Origin of the sequence: Streptococcus sp. HN38 (genome assembly GCF_028335765.1) — a bacterium.
Lineage (GTDB): Bacteria > Bacillota > Bacilli > Lactobacillales > Streptococcaceae > Streptococcus > Streptococcus suis_P.
This window is the reverse complement of record NZ_CP116604.1, coordinates 1369953-1382525: the sequence shown is the minus strand read 5'-3', so window position 1 is coordinate 1382525 and position 12573 is coordinate 1369953. Positions and strand designations below refer to the sequence as shown.

Sequence of the window (12573 nt, the reverse complement as noted above, 5' to 3'; positions counted from 1 at the left end):
TAGTTCAAATAGAAATGAGAGGCAATGAAATGCAGATTGATCCTATACGTTTGGAAGAGGTTTCTGTTTTGCAGGAGCTGGCTAAGCAGACCTTTGCAGAGACCTTCGCTCACGATAATGATCCAGAGGAGCTGGAGGCATTCTTTGAGGAGTCTTATTCCTTGGAGGTCTTGACTAGTGAGTTATCGGATCCCAACTGCCAGCACTATTTTCTAAGAATAGATCATCAGATAGCTGGTTATCTCAAGCTAAACCAAGGTCCTGCCCAGACAGAACAGGAATTGGAAAATGCCTTTGAGATCCAGCGTATCTATCTCTTGCAGGCCTATCAAGGTCGCGGTCTTGGGAAGGTCTTGTTTGAATTTGCTTTGGAAAAAGCAGAGCAGTCTAGTTGTGACTGGGTCTGGCTGGGAGTTTGGGAACATAATTACAAGGCTCAGAAATTCTATTCCAAATACGGATTTGAAAAATTTGGCCAGCATGAATTTGCGGTCGGTGATAAGATTGATGTGGATTGGCTACTGAAACGGCCTTTGCACCAGAAAGGATAATATGTTAGTAAGTTACAAATGGTTAAAAGAACTGGTTGACTTTGATGCGACAAGCTATGACTTGTCTGAAAAAATGTCAACAACAGGAATTGAAGTAGAAGGTGTTGAGCAAAAGAGTGCTGGCCTTTCTAAGTTGGTTGTCGGGCAGGTTGTGTCTGCTGAGCCCATTCCAGATACCCACCTCAACATCTGCCAGGTCAATGTGGGTGAGGAAATCACGCAAATCGTTTGCGGTGCTCCAAATGTCAAGCCTGGTATCAAGGTAATCGTCGCTCTGCCAGGAGCTTGTATCGCTGGCAACTACAAGATTAAGAAAGGCAAAATCCGCGGGGTTGAGTCTTTGGGGATGCTCTGCTCATTGAGCGAAATCGGCGTGTCCGACTCTGTGGTGCCGAAGGTCTATGCGGACGGCATTTACCACTTGCCTGAAGATGCAGTCGTGGGTGAGCCAGTCTTTTCATATCTTAACCTCGACGACGAGATTATTGAGTTGTCCATCACACCAAACCGTGCCGACGCCCTCTCTATGCGTGGTGTGGCTCACGAAGTGGCTGCTATCTATGACAGCAAGGTCAACTTTAAGCCTGTAGCCTTGGATGAAAGCGACAAGAAGGCCAGCGATGTGATTGAAGTGGCCATTGAGTCAGACAAGGTGACTGCCTACACGGCCCGTGTTATTGAAAATGTGACTATCGCACCAAGCCCACAGTGGTTGCAAAACCTGCTCATGAACGCAGGTATCCGCCCGCTCAACAACGTGGTGGACATCACTAACTACATCTTGCTCTACTTCGGTCAGCCAATGCATGCCTTTGACTTTGACAAGTTTGACGGCAAGAAAATCGTGGCTCGTCAGGCAAAAGAGGGTGAAAACTTGGTAACACTTGACGGAGAAGAGCGTGACTTGATTGCTGATGACATTGTCATTTCCGTTGGGGACAAGGCAGTTGCCCTTGGTGGTGTCATGGGTGGTGCCAACACAGAGATTGACAACAACTCTAAGACGGTTGTGCTGGAAGCGGCTCTCTTTGACGGCAAGTCTATCCGCAAGACCTCAGGTCGCCTCAACCTTCGCTCTGAGTCCTCTTCTCGCTTTGAAAAAGGCATCAACGTGTCAACCTTGACGGAGGCTATGGACACAGCAGCAGCTATGATTGCAGAACTGGCTGGCGGTCAGGTCTTGTCTGGCATCGTTTCTGCGGGTAGCGTGGACACTTCGGATGTCCCAGTCACAGCGACCATTGATTACGTTAATCGCTCGCTCGGGACCAAGCTTGACTATGCCCAAATCGCAGACATTTTCCGTCGTTTAGGCATGGAAACAACTGGCGATGCAAGTCAGTTTACAGTAGCAGTACCGCGTCGCCGTTGGGACATTCGCATTCCAGCAGACTTGGTAGAGGAAATCGCTCGTATTTATGGTTACAATAATCTGCCGACCACTCTTCCGAAAGAGGACGGAACAGCAGGTGAGTTGACCCTGACCCAGAGCATCCGTCGCCAAGTACGTAGCATGGCAGAAGGTGCAGGTCTGACAGAAATCATTTCCTATGCTCTGACAACGCCTGAGAAGGCTGTGGAGTTTGCGGCTCGTCCAACCACAGTCACCGAACTCATGTGGCCAATGACGGTTGACCGCTCTGCCCTCCGTCAGAACATGGTGTCTGGTATGCTAGACACAGTTGCCTACAACGTAGCGCGTAAGAACAAGAACTTGGCCCTCTACGAAATCGGAAAAATCTTTGAACAGTCTGGCAATCCAAAAGAAGACCTGCCACAAGAAATCAACAAGTTCGCCCTTGTCTTGACTGGCTTGGTAGCTGAGAAAGACTTCCAGACACCTGCTGTACCAGTTGATTTCTTCCATGCCAAAGGGATTTTGGAAGCTATCTTTGATCATTACAAGTTGGCAGTTGACTTTGTAGCGACTAGTGAGATTGTGGCCTTGCACCCAGGTCGTACAGCTGAAATCCATTTGAATGGGGCGGTTATCGGCTTTGTCGGTCAGGTACATCCTCAAACGGCTAAGGACTACGGTATTCCTGAAACCTACGTGGCTGAAATCAATCTGGATGCGATTGAAGAAGCCCTCCAGCCTGCTCAGCCATTTACCGAAATCTCTAAATTCCCAGCGGTTAGCCGTGATATTGCCCTGCTCTTGAGCAGTGATGTCAAACATCAGGATGTCTTGGATGCCATTGCGGCTGCGGGCGTGAAACGCTTGACCAAGGTGACCCTCTTTGATGTCTATGCGGGCAGCAATATTGAGGCTGGTAAGAAATCGATGGCTTATAACCTGACCTTCCAAAATCCTGCGGATAGCCTGACGGATGAGGAAGTGGCTAAGTACATGGAGAAAATCAGTAAGTCACTCGAAACCCTTGGAGCTGAAATTCGTTAAACTTTAGTCTTTCATTTTATCTTTTGTTGCTTAGATGTATGAGGAAACTCCGTTTCCTTATCTCCAAGTTCAAATAATTTCAGATTATTTGAACTCGCTTTGTCGCACTCGACAGCTGTGACTTGCTATCGCAAGTAATATTTCCAGCCTTGCACAGACTGTTGGTCTGTGCAAGCTATCTGCAGCTTGAGATGCGAACTTTATTCGCTCTATTTCCGACCTCCAAAGGTTTCCCAAACCTTTGGAGCTAGTACAAAAGCAAACTGAAAGACTATACTACTAAATCCTAGTCAGCGGGCTAGGATTTTTTGGAGGGAAGTATGAACACTCAAGATATTCAAGAAAAATTTTTCCGAGATGGGAAGTTACTTGTTATTCCTAAGAAGTTGAAAAGTAAGCAAGTTTTATTTGCCTACTTACAAGAAGAATTAGCTAAGAAAGGCTCGACATTCACCGAAAAAGAGGTTAATGCCTTTCTAGCTGAGATTTATGATGACTATGCTATATTGAGACGATACTTGGTGGATTATGGCTACTTATCGCGTGATCAGTATGGTTTGGAATACAGAATAGAAGAAAAGAGATGATTGCGGTCATCTCTTTTGTCTTACAAAATAAAGGGTTCAATCTTCAACTCCACCCTATCGCTGTACTTGGCTAGTAAATCGTCTGCCAGGGGATGATAGAGTTCTCGTAGTTGTTCGATCTTGTCAGGGAATTGTTTCCCGATATAGTCAAACTTGCATTCGATTGTTAAGAAAAGTTGGTGGAAGAGTTCGTTAATCTCATTCAAGCGGGTAATCATTTCTTTATCCTCTTTGAGAAAATCAGGGATTTCTGAGCGATTGTTGACAAAACCGTCAATGAGTTTTACAGGGAATGAGCCGTATTCTAGGACAAATTCATACATGGGGTTCTCCTTGCCTTACTATTGATAGGACTATTGTAGCATAGATTAGAATGTGACAAAAGAATTTCAACTTTATTGCAGTTTAAGTTTTGTTTAATTTTATTTTCAGTTTCATTTAAAGCTTGGTCGGTAGACTATATCTTGTAAACAAGACAGGGACCTGTCAAAATTTAGGATAGAAGAGGCACAATAATGAAAACAAGAATCGTACAAAAACAATTTAAGCGTAAAGAGACTAAATATATCGTTGATAAAAAAACATTTGAACTTTTAGAAAAGGAACTTCGTCAGTACATGATGGCAGATGAGTTTGCGACATCAACGATTACCAATATCTACTTTGATAATGAAGATTTTGATATGATTCAAGATTCACTTGCCAAAAAGAATGGACGTGAGAAAATTCGTATGCGTGTCTACGATTCTAAACCTTCTGAATCGAGTCAAGCCTTTCTTGAAATTAAGAAAAAAGAAAATAAAATTGGCTATAAATACCGTTTAACTTCAAACCCTGTTTCTGTAACAAACTATATCGAAAATGGAGTGATTGATTCCACAATTAAGGATGATAAGGTAACCTCAGAACTCGAAATGTTGAGAGAACGCTATGGTACTATTAAGCCGAAGATGTATATCTACTACGATCGCGTATCCTACAAAGGAATCGAAGACAAAAAGGTTCGTCTCACAATTGATAAGAACTTACTTTATCGAGACTACGATGTGGATGCAATGGAAGGTAAATTTGGTAAGGACCTTTTGGATCCAACAAAAGTCATCATGGAAGTAAAAGTTCCAGAAGAACGACCAGACTGGTTGGTAGCCCTGCTCGAAAAATACCAGATCGAAAAGCAATCATTTTCAAAATATGGCAATGCCTATAAGCTTGCCCACAACATTACTGGAGAGGAAGTAAGCAAACATGCAGTTGTTTAATAGTATCTTTTCAACGGCCAATAGCAGTATCACCTTAACACAGATGGCGATGGTCTTTGCAGTTAGTCTATCCATGGGGGTACTCTTAGCAGCTGTTTATAAATATAAATCCAATTATACAAAGGAATTTGTCATCACACTAAGTTTAATGCCGGCATTGATTGCAGTAATCATAGCATTGGTAAATGGAAATTTAGGAGCGGGTGTTGCGGTAGCAGGGACTTTCAGTCTTATTAAATTCCGCTCAGCGGCAGGTTCTTCAAAAGAAATGCTTGCAGTCCTTCTGGCAATGGCTATTTGTCTAGCGACAGGGATGGGCTTTCTAGGTTTGGCTGTCTTTATGACGGTCATCCTATCTGCTTGTATTTTGATTTTTGAAAATATCAGCTTTGCTCAAGTCAATCAAAATCGTCGTCATCTCTTGGTAACAGTGCCAATGAATTTTGACTACGATCAATTTTTTGAAAATCAATTTGGTAAATCTTGCAAGCAAGCCGACTTGCTTTCCCTCAAGTACAAGAAGAAAAAAGAAGCGCTGATCTTAGAATATCAAGTTCTCCTTGATAAGAAGATTACAGACAAACGTTTGGTAGATACAGTATTGTCAGCCGGTCCCTTGGATGTCGTATTGAACAAGCAAATGCCGAAGAAGAAGTATTTGTAAAACAAAGAAGCCCTGGATTTCCAAGGCTTTTTCGTTTTTTATTAGCTTATTCTTCATAAAAATCAACGCTATAATCAAGCAGTTTGTCCCCGTCATAGCAGAAACAAGCGGAAAAAAATGGTTTGTCCTCTAATAGCCATTCTTGAAAGTGTCTGTCCCCTTCCCAGGTTGGTTTGGAGAGCACTTGATCATAAGGAACCCATTCTAAATCGCCTTCGTTGCAGTCAATAAGACTTCCTTCAAAACCAGTTATCTTAAAGACATAGGTGTACCAGTCAGTGTTTGGAGTAAAGTCTGGAAAGGTGATGACTCCTTTTAGAGCGTGTTTGGTGACTGTTAGCCCTGTTTCTTCAAAGACTTCTCGAATAGCACAGGCTTGCGGTGTTTCGCCGGGTTCCAGTTTGCCACCAACTCCAATCCATTTTCCTTGATGGACATCGTTTTCTTTCTTGTTTCGATGAAGGAGAAGAAATTCCTTGCCATTATCAATGTAGCAAATGGTAGCGAGTTGAACAGTTTTTTTAGTCATAGAGGCTCCTTGTAGTTGATGTATCCTATTATACCACAAAGGTGGGAGTGTCTGGCATTCTGAACGGGGACAGTTTGTTGTTTAGAATGTTGAAAGCCCTTTTCTGAAAAATGTTTTTGAGGTATAATAAGAACATCAAACTATTTAGGATGTACTATGTCAAAACAAGAACAAATTGAACAAACAATTTATCAATTATTGGAATTATTGGGTGAGGACCCAAATCGTGAAGGTTTATTAGATACGCCTAAACGGGTCGCTAAGATGTATTTAGAAATGTTTAACGGCCTAGAAGAGGATCCCAAAGACCAATTTACAGCTGTCTTTTCAGAAGGTCATGAAGAGGTTGTTTTGGTGAAAGATATTCCCTTTCATTCTATGTGTGAACACCATCTTGTCCCATTTTATGGCATTGCACATGTCGCCTATATTCCGAGCAAGGGGCGTGTAACAGGTCTTAGCAAATTGGCGCGTGCAGTAGAGGTGGCAAGCCGTCGTCCTCAATTGCAGGAGCGCTTGACCCATCAGGTTGCCCATGCCCTTCAAGATGCCCTTGAACCGGAAGGTGTTTTTGTCATGGTAGAAGCAGAGCACATGTGCATGAGCATGCGTGGTATTCGCAAGCCAGGTAGTAAGACAGTGACCACAGTTGCCCTTGGAAAATACAAGGAAGATGCCATCTTGCGCCGTGAACTCTTATCCATGATCCACAATAAATAGGAGGTTCTATGTCTATTGAACAATTAGCCCATCAAGTAACCATTATGGGGATTCTCAATGTGACACCCGATTCATTTTCAGATGGTGGTCACTATAATGAGGTGGAGTCTGCCTTGGTACAAGTAGAAAAGTTGTTGGCTGAGGGTGCTACCGTCATTGATGTCGGTGGAGAATCCACTCGTCCAGGTGCAACCTTTGTGTCTGAAGAAGACGAGATTGCTCGTGTGGTTCCGATTATCCGCGCTATCAAAGAAAACTATGACTGTCTTGTCAGCATCGATACCTATAAAACAGGAACTGCACGTGCAGCCTTGGAAGCAGGCGCAGATATTTTAAATGATGTCTGGGCTGGACTTTATGATGGAGATATGTTAGCTCTGGCTGCGGAGTACAAGGTACCAATTATTCTCATGCACAACCAGAAAGACGAAAGCTATGCGGATGTTGTTGGAGAAGTCAAAAACTTTCTAGCTGAGCGTGCTCAAGCAGCACTTGATGCTGGTGTTTCCGCAGACCAGATTTGGTTGGATCCAGGATTTGGCTTTTCGAAGAATGTCCAACATAATCTGGACCTCTTACAAGGTTTGGAACAGATTACTGGTCTTGGGTATCCTGTTCTGTTTGGAATTTCCCGTAAGCGCGTGGTAGATTATCTGCTTGGGGGAAATAGTTTACCAACTGACCGCGATCAAGCAACGGCAGCCTTGTCTGCCTGGGCAGTCCAAAAAGGCTGCAAAATGGTCCGTGTTCACAATGTCGCTGCCAACCGTGACATCGTTAAAGTTTGGGACCAATTGACTTCTGGAGGTCATCATGGATAAGATTTCTCTCAATAAATGTCGCTTTTACGGCTACCATGGTGCCTTCAAAGAAGAACAAGTTCTTGGTCAAATTTTCACAGTTGACTGTGATTTGTTTGTTGACCTGACAGCAGCTTCACAAACTGACAATTTAGAAGACACAGTTCACTATGGTATGGTCTTTGAAACCATTAAAGCAGTTGTGGAAGGCAAGCCCTACATCCTTATAGAAAAGGTAGCAGGTGTTATTTGCCAAGAGATTTTTGAGCAATTTCCAAAGGTGGATAAGATTCGCTTGGCTATTTACAAGGAAAATCCGCCCATTGCTGGACACTATGATTCTGTCGGAATTGAATTGGAGCGTGAACGACCATGAAGCATCTAGCCTATCTCAGTATCGGAGGGAACATGGGCAATCGGCAAGCCTATTTACAGGCAGCTCTAGACAAATTAGCCAGTCATCCAGGTTGCCAGCTTGGCTTAGTTTCCAACATTTATGAAACTCCAGCTTGGGGCAAGACCGACCAGGCTGATTTCCTCAATCTAGCCTGTCAAGTGTATACTGATTTGTCTGCTCAGGATTTTCTAAGCGTTTGCCAGAAGATCGAACAAGAGTTGGACCGAGTGCGGATTGAAAAATGGGGTCAACGGACCATTGATTTGGATATTATTTTTTGGGATGAGCAAGTGATAGACGAAGAAAATCTCATCGTACCACATCCTTATGCACATGAGAGGGCATTTGTTCTTTTACCACTGGCTGATATTGCAGCAGATTATCGACATCCTGGTCTTGGACAAAGGGTAGAAGTGCTAGTAAGTAATTTAGGAGATACGTCAGACATTAAAAAAATCTCCCTTGACTAGGAAGGGAAAATAAGGAGAACTATGGAAATTTTAGCAATTTTAGGAGTTTTACTGGCCGTTGTGGCCATTATTTATTGGACTACAAAGAATCTACATGTCATTGTTGCAGCGCCATTGGCTAGTTTGATCATCATCTTGACCAACCAGATGAATATTTTGGAGGTTATGCTAGGCAAAGAGCAGTCTTATATGGCGGGCTTAGCAGGTTTTTTGATTAATAATTTTGCCATCTTTATGTTGGGGTCTATCTTGGCACGTTATATGGAGGCAAGTGGAGCCACGCAGACGATTGCTAATAGCATTTTGAAAGTAATGGGAAAGGATAGTCCCTATAAGGGCTTGTTAGCCATCACTTTGATTGCTTCCATTCTGACCTATGGTGGTGTCAGTATTTTTGTAGTTATTTTTACCTTGCTTCCCCTGTCACGACCACTTTTCAAAGAATTGAATATTAACTGGGCCCTTTTTCCAATTCCTGTCTTTTTGGGAGCCGGTACTTATACGATGACAACTCTTCCTGGGGCACCTTCCATCCAGAATGTTATTCCGACAAAAGTTTTGGGAACTAGCTTGACCGCGGCCCCCATTATCAGTTTGGCAGCCAGCTTGACGCTATTAGTATTTGGCTTGCTCTACATGGCCTACTGCCTCAAGAAAAGTCTAGCAAATGGAGAGACGTATACAGAAGAAGAGGATGAAACTGCAGTAGTGGTAGCTGATAAGACACCAAATCTATTTTTATCAGTCTTGCCTCTATTCAGTCTTATTGGGACGATTTTCCTAATGAGTAAAACTCCGAATGTACTAGCAATCGGTTTGCTTGTTTCAATTCTCATTTCAGCCTTGATTTTTTATCCATATTTGCCAAATCAAAAAGATATTTTGAATGCTGCGACAACGGCATCTATAGTGCCTGCTTTTGCAACTTCTAGTACAGTAGCATTTGGGACGGTGTTAACCTTGTCAGCAGGTTTTGCAGTCATTCAAGAATGGATTCAACAAATACCAGGATCGCCGCTGATTAGTTTATCTGTTTCGACAGCATTGGTTAGTGGTATTATCGGTTCCTCTTCTGGTGCAGTAGGTATTGCTTCAAGTAATTTCCTTCCTGCCTATTTAGAAATGGGGATTAATCCAGAGTTGCTGCATCGTGTAGTAGTTGTTGCATCAGCTATCTTGACAGTTGTGCCTCAGTCTGGCGTGATGATTACCTTCCACAATCTATCGAAATTAAGTATGAAACGTGGACTCAAGTATTCATTTATCCTAGTGACAGTTGGGCATTTGTTAGCCTTACTTGTGATTTTACTGTTGGCACCTTTGCTATATTAGGATTGATTAACAAACAAATAAAAGCCCTGCCAAATGGCGGGGCTTTTATGCACGAATAACAAGAAGTGGCTTAAGACCAAAACTTCTCTGCAATTTCTTGACCTTGTTTAATTTTTGCCCACTGTTGCGGGATGGCCAATTCATTACCTGAATCACATGAAGCGAATCCACATTGATGTGACAAGTAGAGGCGCTCTTTTGGAATAATCTTGCTTGCTTCCTCGAGTAATTTGTAAACACGTTCTTCATCATCCAAATCAGAAGTTTTACTTGAAAGTAGACCAAGAACGACTTCGACATTCTTGTCACGCAGGCTTTCCAAAGCTTTTAAATCACCTGCACGTTCATCATCCCACTCAAGGAAGAATCGATCGTATTTTTGGTCACGCAGGAATTTTTCAGCAATAGCTTCGTAAGTTCCGCCAGCTGCAGAGCGACTTTCATAGTTACCACGGCAGTTGTGCGTCCAGACGGTCAAGCCAATTTCATGCCCGTAATCAATAACAGCATTATTGATAGCAACAAACTCGTCAGCCAAAGCAGCCAATGCTTCAGAATCGTCTTGTGGCAAGAAAGGTACAGGGTTAGCAGGGTCGAATAATTCCCAAAGGCAGTCATCAAATTGAACGATTTGTCCACCAGCTTCCTTGTACTGGTCTAAAAATTCCTTATAGGCAGCGATGAGCCCGTCTTTCAATTCATCACGAGTCCTGTAGATGTGATCTGGTCCAACTTGTCCATTGAAAATTGTCAATTCATTAAAGGCATGGGCTGGCCCAAAAATAGTTTGTTTGGTTACAGTTTCTCCTGCTAATTCTTTCACTTGTTTGAAAATATCAATGAAATGGTGATTTTTTGCTGAAAGAGGACCTGTAATACGCAATCCAATATCCTTACGTGTTTCAAAAATCTGTCCATCATGGTCTTTAAATGGATAACCATGCTCAGTAATGTAACGCTCGATACCGTCGAAGCCCCAGAGAAAATCTAGGTGCCACATTGAACGACCAAATTCTCCATCTGTTACAATATCCAAACCGTTTTCTTTTTGTTCCGCAATAATTTTTTGGATGAGTGACGCTTCCGTTTCTTTGTAACCATCGAAGTCATCATAGAATGGGTATTTGATGTCTTCACGAGCTTCGATTTGTCGTTTAAATTCTCCTAAGTTTGCTGGTCGAAGAAGTGAACCGACCAATTGGAATCTTGAAGTTGTCATATATGTATCTCTCTTTCTTTCGTTTTAGTGATGAACCTATTCTAACTCATAAGCTATCATTTGAAAAATAGTTATTTTCATGGCAAATCCATAGTTAAAAACTATAACTAGAAAAAATAGACGGAAATAACTTTCTATCATTTGTCAACTATGGTATAATCGAAAGTGCTGAAATCCGAACATTAGGAGACTTAGGAGAAAAATGAAAAAACAATCACCCTTTATTATTGCAGGAATCGTCATGCTAGGGATCGTGATGCGTGCCCCCTTTACAGCTTTACCTGCTATTTTGACAGATGTGGCAGCAGGACTGGGAGTAGAAGTGAGTTCATTAGGGATTTTAACCTCTATTCCGCTCATCATGTTTGCTCTCTGTTCATCCTTAGCACCGCGTCTTGCGGCTAAGTTTGGAATGGAAAAGCTAATGGCCTTTGTTCTATTGGTCATGGCTCTTGGTTCTGGGATGCGAGTGTTTAATCTTCCTACTTTATTTCTTGGTACAATGCTTGTTGGTGCTACAATAGCATTTATTAATGTTTTGCTACCAAGTTTGGTTGCGGCTAATTTTCCAAAGAAAATTGGTCTGTATACGACGATTTATATCACTCTCATGGGGGTGGCGGCAACAGTTGCATCCATGATTGCTGTTCCAATTGTATCCTCTAGTTCTTGGGAATTTTTTATTCTATTAATTACAGGATTGGTATTTATGGCTTTCCTAATCTGGTTGCCTAATGTAAGAAATAACCATCGATTTGCAAGTGAGAACCAAGGAAACCAGAAATCATCTATCTGGAAAAATAAAGCAGCGATTGCCTTTTTGATATTTGGTGGGCTACAATCAGTCCTCTACTATACAGAGATTACCTGGTTGCCAACTATTTCTCAATCAGTTGGCTTTAGTAAGGCAGAAGCAGGGCTAATGGCTGGTTTCTTCAATATGACAGCTATTCCCATGTCTATGATTATCCCAGCTGTTCTTTCTCGTCAGACAAAAGAAATGCGTCGAAATATCATGCTGGCTATTTCATCTGTTACCTTGCTTGGTTTGGTCATGATGGCATTGATTCCGACCAATCTCATTCTTTGGTCAGCGCTTCACATTATTTTAAGTTTTTCAAATGCAGCCCTCTTCCCTTATATGATGTTGAGCTTTACTTTGAAAACAAGCAACAGCCAGGCTACTGCCCAGTTATCAGGAATGGTGCAGACAGGTGGCTATCTCATTGCAGCATTTGGACCAGGCCTTCTCGGTTACAGCTATCCAATCTTCGGAAACTGGATGCCATTGATTCTTGCTCTGGCTATCGTCACACTTGCCATGATGTGGACTATTGTTCTCATTGAAAGAGAAGATATTATCTTATAAAGTATAATCCCTTAAGAAGGCTGGTATTTTTCTGTGAAAATGGCAGAGCTTCTAAGGGATTTTTTGTAAACAAAAAAAGCTGGACATCCAGCTTTTTAGTGTGCCACACGTTTACGAGCAGCTTTTTTACGATTTTCCTCAATGAAGGCTTCTTTCTTTTCTTCTGGTTCAATGATTGTTTTGTGAACAGTGAAGACTGCACCTGCTGCAAGAGCAACTGTAGAAAGAACACCTGTTAAGAAACCTTTACCAAAACCTTTAGCCATAGTTATTTC

General features: G+C 42.3%; 15 protein-coding genes. 11 read left to right on the top strand and 4 right to left on the bottom strand.

Translation table 11 applies throughout. The features are described 5' to 3' along the window. Window positions 1–29: 29 nt before the first annotated feature. The 3 genes from PHA78_RS06630 to PHA78_RS06620 all read left to right on the top strand — a co-directional run bounded on the left by PHA78_RS06630 (window position 30) and on the right by PHA78_RS06620 (window position 3539). Complete coding sequence (locus PHA78_RS06630) at window positions 30–551, top strand: GNAT family N-acetyltransferase (RefSeq protein WP_029185205.1); 522 nt, start codon at window positions 30–32, stop codon at window positions 549–551. A 1-nt stretch (window position 552) separates the two neighbouring features. Beyond that, window positions 553–2952, top strand: coding sequence for a phenylalanine--tRNA ligase subunit beta (gene pheT, locus PHA78_RS06625; protein ID WP_272157873.1), 2400 nt, complete (start codon window positions 553–555; stop codon window positions 2950–2952). Window positions 2953–3272: 320 nt separating this feature from the next. Continuing rightward, window positions 3273–3539, top strand: coding sequence for a DUF2087 domain-containing protein (locus PHA78_RS06620; RefSeq protein WP_029176970.1), 267 nt, complete (start codon window positions 3273–3275; stop codon window positions 3537–3539). A gap of 20 nt (window positions 3540–3559) precedes the next feature. Here the strand turns inward: PHA78_RS06620 and PHA78_RS06615 are convergent, their stop codons facing one another. Next, complete coding sequence (locus PHA78_RS06615) at window positions 3560–3862, bottom strand: hypothetical protein (RefSeq protein ID WP_029176971.1); 303 nt, start codon at window positions 3860–3862, stop codon at window positions 3560–3562. 192 nt (window positions 3863–4054) lie between these two features. Between PHA78_RS06615 and PHA78_RS06610 the strand changes: the two genes are divergently transcribed. Next, window positions 4055–4798, top strand: coding sequence for a polyphosphate polymerase domain-containing protein (locus PHA78_RS06610; protein ID WP_104930858.1), 744 nt, complete (start codon window positions 4055–4057; stop codon window positions 4796–4798). Then, window positions 4785–5462: a DUF4956 domain-containing protein gene (locus tag PHA78_RS06605; RefSeq protein ID WP_029176973.1), complete on the top strand. Its 678-nt coding sequence runs from the start codon at window positions 4785–4787 to the stop codon at window positions 5460–5462. The genes PHA78_RS06610 and PHA78_RS06605 overlap by 14 nt, the downstream gene beginning before the upstream one ends. A 46-nt stretch (window positions 5463–5508) precedes the next feature. Here PHA78_RS06605 and PHA78_RS06600 read toward each other — a convergent pair whose 3' ends face one another. Continuing rightward, entirely contained in the window at window positions 5509–5991 is a 483-nt protein-coding gene (locus tag PHA78_RS06600) for an NUDIX hydrolase (protein WP_029176974.1), read from the bottom strand. A gap of 156 nt (window positions 5992–6147) precedes the next feature. Between PHA78_RS06600 and folE the strand changes: the two genes are divergently transcribed. The 5 genes from folE to PHA78_RS06575 are packed head-to-tail and all read left to right on the top strand — an operon-like array spanning window position 6148 to window position 9710. Further along, a complete protein-coding gene (folE, locus tag PHA78_RS06595) occupies window positions 6148–6711 on the top strand; it encodes a GTP cyclohydrolase I FolE (RefSeq protein WP_002938082.1) in 564 nt (187 codons plus the stop codon). An 8-nt stretch (window positions 6712–6719) separates the two neighbouring features. Next, window positions 6720–7532: a dihydropteroate synthase gene (gene folP / locus PHA78_RS06590; RefSeq protein WP_029176975.1), complete on the top strand. Its 813-nt coding sequence runs from the start codon at window positions 6720–6722 to the stop codon at window positions 7530–7532. Continuing rightward, window positions 7525–7887 (top strand): dihydroneopterin aldolase, encoded by a 363-nt coding sequence (gene folB / locus PHA78_RS06585; RefSeq protein ID WP_029176976.1) that lies wholly within the window; start codon window positions 7525–7527, stop codon window positions 7885–7887. The genes folP and folB overlap by 8 nt, the downstream gene beginning before the upstream one ends. Next, complete coding sequence (gene folK, locus PHA78_RS06580) at window positions 7884–8378, top strand: 2-amino-4-hydroxy-6-hydroxymethyldihydropteridine diphosphokinase (protein WP_024377300.1); 495 nt, start codon at window positions 7884–7886, stop codon at window positions 8376–8378. The genes folB and folK overlap by 4 nt, the downstream gene beginning before the upstream one ends. 21 nt (window positions 8379–8399) lie before the next feature. Then, a complete protein-coding gene (locus PHA78_RS06575) occupies window positions 8400–9710 on the top strand; it encodes a GntP family permease (RefSeq protein ID WP_024377301.1) in 1311 nt (436 codons plus the stop codon). 70 nt (window positions 9711–9780) lie between these two features. Here PHA78_RS06575 and PHA78_RS06570 read toward each other — a convergent pair whose 3' ends face one another. Continuing rightward, the gene (locus tag PHA78_RS06570; protein ID WP_024377302.1) at window positions 9781–10929 is read right to left on the bottom strand and encodes a 5-methyltetrahydropteroyltriglutamate--homocysteine methyltransferase; all 1149 of its coding nucleotides are present in this window, start codon (window positions 10927–10929) and stop codon (window positions 9781–9783) included. Between the two features lie 202 nt (window positions 10930–11131). Between PHA78_RS06570 and PHA78_RS06565 the strand changes: the two genes are divergently transcribed. Then, the gene (locus tag PHA78_RS06565; protein ID WP_024378490.1) at window positions 11132–12298 is read left to right on the top strand and encodes an MFS transporter; all 1167 of its coding nucleotides are present in this window, start codon (window positions 11132–11134) and stop codon (window positions 12296–12298) included. Window positions 12299–12393: 95 nt separating this feature from the next. On the opposite strand, the gene PHA78_RS06560 is transcribed toward PHA78_RS06565, so the two are convergent. Beyond that, window positions 12394–12564, bottom strand: a complete 171-nt coding sequence (locus tag PHA78_RS06560) for a DUF3042 family protein (protein WP_012775205.1) — start codon at window positions 12562–12564, stop codon at window positions 12394–12396. Window positions 12565–12573: the final 9 nt, after the last annotated feature.

Bases quoted from the DNA above. Each gene is read 5' to 3' on its own strand.
- PHA78_RS06630 (WP_029185205.1), top strand. From the start codon at position 30: ATGCAGATTGATCCTATACGTTTGGAAGAGGTTTCTGTTTTGCAGGAG.
- pheT (WP_272157873.1), top strand. From the start codon at position 553: ATGTTAGTAAGTTACAAATGGTTAAAAGAACTGGTTGACTTTGATGCG.
- PHA78_RS06620 (WP_029176970.1), top strand. From the start codon at position 3,273: ATGAACACTCAAGATATTCAAGAAAAATTTTTCCGAGATGGGAAGTTA.
- PHA78_RS06615 (WP_029176971.1), bottom strand. From the start codon at position 3,862: ATGTATGAATTTGTCCTAGAATACGGCTCATTCCCTGTAAAACTCATT.
- PHA78_RS06610 (WP_104930858.1), top strand. From the start codon at position 4,055: ATGAAAACAAGAATCGTACAAAAACAATTTAAGCGTAAAGAGACTAAA.
- PHA78_RS06605 (WP_029176973.1), top strand. From the start codon at position 4,785: ATGCAGTTGTTTAATAGTATCTTTTCAACGGCCAATAGCAGTATCACC.
- PHA78_RS06600 (WP_029176974.1), bottom strand. From the start codon at position 5,991: ATGACTAAAAAAACTGTTCAACTCGCTACCATTTGCTACATTGATAAT.
- folE (WP_002938082.1), top strand. From the start codon at position 6,148: ATGTCAAAACAAGAACAAATTGAACAAACAATTTATCAATTATTGGAA.
- folP (WP_029176975.1), top strand. From the start codon at position 6,720: ATGTCTATTGAACAATTAGCCCATCAAGTAACCATTATGGGGATTCTC.
- folB (WP_029176976.1), top strand. From the start codon at position 7,525: ATGGATAAGATTTCTCTCAATAAATGTCGCTTTTACGGCTACCATGGT.
- folK (WP_024377300.1), top strand. From the start codon at position 7,884: ATGAAGCATCTAGCCTATCTCAGTATCGGAGGGAACATGGGCAATCGG.
- PHA78_RS06575 (WP_024377301.1), top strand. From the start codon at position 8,400: ATGGAAATTTTAGCAATTTTAGGAGTTTTACTGGCCGTTGTGGCCATT.
- PHA78_RS06570 (WP_024377302.1), bottom strand. From the start codon at position 10,929: ATGACAACTTCAAGATTCCAATTGGTCGGTTCACTTCTTCGACCAGCA.
- PHA78_RS06565 (WP_024378490.1), top strand. From the start codon at position 11,132: ATGAAAAAACAATCACCCTTTATTATTGCAGGAATCGTCATGCTAGGG.
- PHA78_RS06560 (WP_012775205.1), bottom strand. From the start codon at position 12,564: ATGGCTAAAGGTTTTGGTAAAGGTTTCTTAACAGGTGTTCTTTCTACA.